This window comes from Planktotalea sp., from assembly GCF_039984035.1.
Taxonomy (GTDB): Bacteria; Pseudomonadota; Alphaproteobacteria; order Rhodobacterales; family Rhodobacteraceae; genus Planktotalea.
The window spans coordinates 1-3,932 of sequence record NZ_JBDWVM010000470.1 but is presented as its reverse complement, the minus strand read 5'-3'; the positions used below and the strand labels follow the sequence as shown (position 1 = coordinate 3,932).

Sequence of the window (3,932 nt, the reverse complement as noted above, 5' to 3'; positions counted from 1 at the left end):
AAGAGGGGAACATATCGCGTGTACCCGCGTTGGATCACTCATTTTTGTAAGTCCGGATATATCCAGTTACTTTGTTCCTCGTCGACATTTTATCGATGCGTTGCCCGAGCCATTCGTCCCGCTGCCCGGCAATGATTTGGGCTTGTCGGGGTTTGATGCCGCTCTTTTGATAGCATTTACTGCAACAAAGGATATCGACCATCGGACTGAAACGAACGGACGAATTTGGCCAAGGTGCGGTACGCATCGCGTTGACCAGTGGGCTGACACGTAAGCAGATTGCTGATGATCTTTGCCTGACAGGGTATTGCGCAGCAATATCCCGAGAAGGTGGGTGTTGGATGCTGACGCTAAACAAATGGATCACGGCGCATCCCCTGCTCGGCGGTACATGTTGACAGGAGGGCGGTATGTGCTGTCCGGACAGGCCATCTTTGCAGATGATACCCTGATTAAGATGCTTGCCCCTGGCACCAGTAAGACGGCGACGGCGCGTCTATGGGATTACGGCCGTGATGAAAGTACTTGGCGCAGCGACATCCCACCCGCTAGCTAGTATCAGTTCTCCCCAGACCACAAAGGGCAGCACTCCAAAAATAATCTCGCAAAATATCAGGGCTGGATGCATGCCTCCTCTCGGGACATTGCTCCGCAATGCCCTCCCGGGCAATGGGTGATTTGCTGGATTCGAAGGCTTCTGTCGTTCCGGCGGCATCCGCGAGGTGGCTGCACGGCGCACATCAGGCGCAAGTTCATCGATGTTCACCGCGCCCAAAGTTCGGCTACCGCAGATGAAGCCATAAAGCGCATCGCTCAACTCTAGGCGGTCGAAAAATAAGCGCTTGGATCGCCCCCCCGGTGGTCGCGCGAACTCGGGCAAATCGCCGCTGGCAAGTGCAATGCGCTATACACCGACGCGCATGCCAAGGCTGTGGCCCGACCTCAATCACAGCATCCTAGAATTAGAGAGCAACACCGCAGAACGAACCATGCGGTTTGTCGCAATCAGATGCAAAAACGATCTGTTCGTCAGATCACAGACCGGCAGCAAAACTGCCGCGATCATCTATAACACCAAACTGAGCCGCATCGAGCCTCAGGCTTTGCTGGGCGGTACCTTAGCACGCATCCCAGACTATAAATCAACCGCGTCGATGACCCATTGCCATGGAAAACGGCCTCATAGGGCGGCAGACCGGATGCTTATATGAATTCTGCGGCTGGAGCCCACTAACAATGGGAGATTACCCCATCAGGCTAGCACTAGGCGTAGTGCGCACAGGGAAAGTCACCGGCCTTCAGTCAAAAGCCGAGGACGCGCGCGCACCAAAAGGGGTTTCGACATCTACGTCCAAACTTGAAAACACCTCGCAGCAAAGGTCGCCAAAAAACCGCGCTGCCCGAGGGAATATGATCGTCTCACCATCATATTTCCTGACGATTTCGGACCGCGCGCGCGCACCTAGTTGGCCCGCCAATTCAGGGGCATCTATTATATCTTGCAACGCTTGCACGACGTCCCCCGTGGCCGTTGGATCAACCAGCAGACCGCTCTCACCATGGGTCATAAAATCCTCAACCGGCGCAGAACGCGCGGCAACGATTGGCGTCCCACAGGCCATTGCTTCGACAAAAGACCACGACAACACGAAGGGCGCAGACAGATATAAATGCGCATTCGACGCCTGAAGAAACTTGACCATACTGCGGCGCGGCACGAGACCCACAAAGTGAATCCGAGACACATCAAGATCTAACGCCTCTAACATGCGCTCTTTCCACGATGGGCCCGGGCCCTTGGCACCATACGCGACCCGATCATCTGCAATGATCACAACATGCACGTCATCGCGCAGTTTCTGCAACGCCTCGACGGCGCGCATCACGTCCGGAAACCCGCGGGTCGGCTCCATTCCTCGGGCGATATAAGTGACCAGCTTGGCCTCGGGTGGTACACCTTGCGCCTCAAGGAACGCCGTATCGCGCGGAGCGGGGCAATGGGTTTTGGTGTCAAAACCATCATTCAAAACGGTGATGTGATCTTGGATCTTGTCGGGGAACGTCGACGCTTGGTACTGCGTCGGGCACACCGTGGCATCCGCCGCGCTGAAATCGAGCCAAAATGGCGCATTTCGCGTCCGGGCTTTTGCGCCTTCTTCAACCGGGTGTTTGGGGGTGAAATCAGCGGTTCGGTCCGCATGGGGGTAGGTGTAGTACCATTCTGCGTATTGCACGTATTTTGTCTGCGGCCAGACGTCCTTGACGAAAAAACCAACCCCCCACCCCGAATGGGCAACAACAACATCCGGCTGGTATCCTTTTTCTTTTAACGCCAACGCCGTGCGCACTAACCCTTGCCCCGACAGCACAGCACGTTCGGTACCGATCAGATAGTGATGGGTCTGTTTCGACGGCTCGCGGTGGATCTGAAACGGAACAATATTAAGGAGATCTGACCGCACATCATCGCGCGCAGTGGCGTATGTGACATCCCAACCCTGCCCTGCGAGCCAATATGCCAGGCGTCCAAATTGCGCGGGATAGTTTTTGTGTATGAATAAGATCTTCATAATTTGACTCAAATTTGCGGGGCCGGTTGAATAAAATCTTCCGGGCGAAGCTGCGCAAAGATAATCGCCAAAGCTTTACCTCAGGTTATCAGATGACCTACGTAAAACCGCCATTTGACGTGCATTCGAAACCCCGGCGTAATTTTCGGCATTCATTAGCAGACTGTTAAAACTTTTGCTTTCTATTCTCGCACTGCGATGGGTGGTGTCGTAGTGGTGAGTGGATTTGTGTATGAGTACGGGGACATCAAAGCCCGGCGTAGGTGCGACTGCGCCGACGCAAGGCAACCAGAAAAAGGTCGAAAAAGACCCGAGTTCGGTTCAAAATAGCGGCGAATCCGGCGGGGCAGACGCTCAGGTTGGCGCATCAAGCGCGGCTTTGCTCGGCGTTTTACCGGTGTTTGAACAAGCCGATACAAGTCAGAGCTTCATCGTGGACGACCCCACAGGCGCGCCTGCACCGGATGCCAACGGGGTTCAGCTCTCCTCAGACGGCGCAGGTACGCTCGCACCATCCGAACCTTCGGCGGCCGTGTTCTCGTCTGGATCTCAAAACGGCGCGGCGGACCCATTCGGGCCACCATCGTCATCCCCCGCGCCCATTCAACTCACGCCGCGCACTCCCATCGACGCCCCCTCGACAAACACAGATGCCAATATCCCTTTTGAAACGCCCCAAGCCCGTTCAGGGGAAGTAGACGCCGCAACCCCTCGGGGAAACAACGAAAATGTTGCGGCAAGCGGATCAGAAAGCACGACGTTTTCCATCCCCACTGGTCTTGGTGGCGACACCATCACCGGCGGAGAGGGCGGCAGCTTGGGCGGCATTGATGCCTCGGTACCGTCGGGCCCAGTGACCGTCACCTACACCGCCGACGAAGCTGGCACGATTTTTGATGGCGCAGAGACGATCACCTTCGAACAGGTCGAACGCCTGACCTTGACGGATGGCGCAGACAGCGTCGATGCGCAGACATATTCCATCGCCACTGATTTCCACATCGATACCGGCGCCGGCAACGATACCGTTTCTGGGTACGCCGGAAACGAGACCGTCCTGGCAGGGGCCGGTGACGATCTGCTCGACATGCAGGGCGGTGATGACAGCGTCGAGACCGGCACGGGCAACGACACCGTTTACGGCGGCGCGGGCGATGACATTATATCGAACGTATCGGGAGCGGACAGCGTGTTCGGGGGCGATGACGCCGACACATTACAGATCGCCAGCGATTTTGATGGCACAACATTCGCCGGTGGTGAAGGCGGGGACGACAGGGATGTGATTGACGTCTCTGACGCCGCAGGCCCAGTCACAGTAACGTATTCTGGTGACGAAGAAGGGGTGCTCAGCGATGGTAC

General features: G+C 56.3%; 1 protein-coding gene and 2 pseudogenes. 2 read left to right on the top strand and 1 reads right to left on the bottom strand.

All coding sequences use genetic code 11. The features are described 5' to 3' along the window. Window positions 1-274: pseudogene (locus ABJQ89_RS21030) on the top strand (hypothetical protein); the annotation flags it as partial. Between the two features lie 1,024 nt (window positions 275-1,298). Here ABJQ89_RS21030 and ABJQ89_RS21025 read toward each other — a convergent pair. Then, the gene (locus ABJQ89_RS21025; protein ID WP_348404400.1) at window positions 1,299-2,570 is read right to left on the bottom strand and encodes a glycosyltransferase; all 1,272 of its coding nucleotides are present in this window, start codon (window positions 2,568-2,570) and stop codon (window positions 1,299-1,301) included. A 232-nt stretch (window positions 2,571-2,802) separates the two neighbouring features. Here ABJQ89_RS21025 and ABJQ89_RS21020 point away from each other — a divergent pair. After that, window positions 2,803-3,932, top strand: a pseudogene (locus tag ABJQ89_RS21020) (hypothetical protein); the annotation flags it as partial.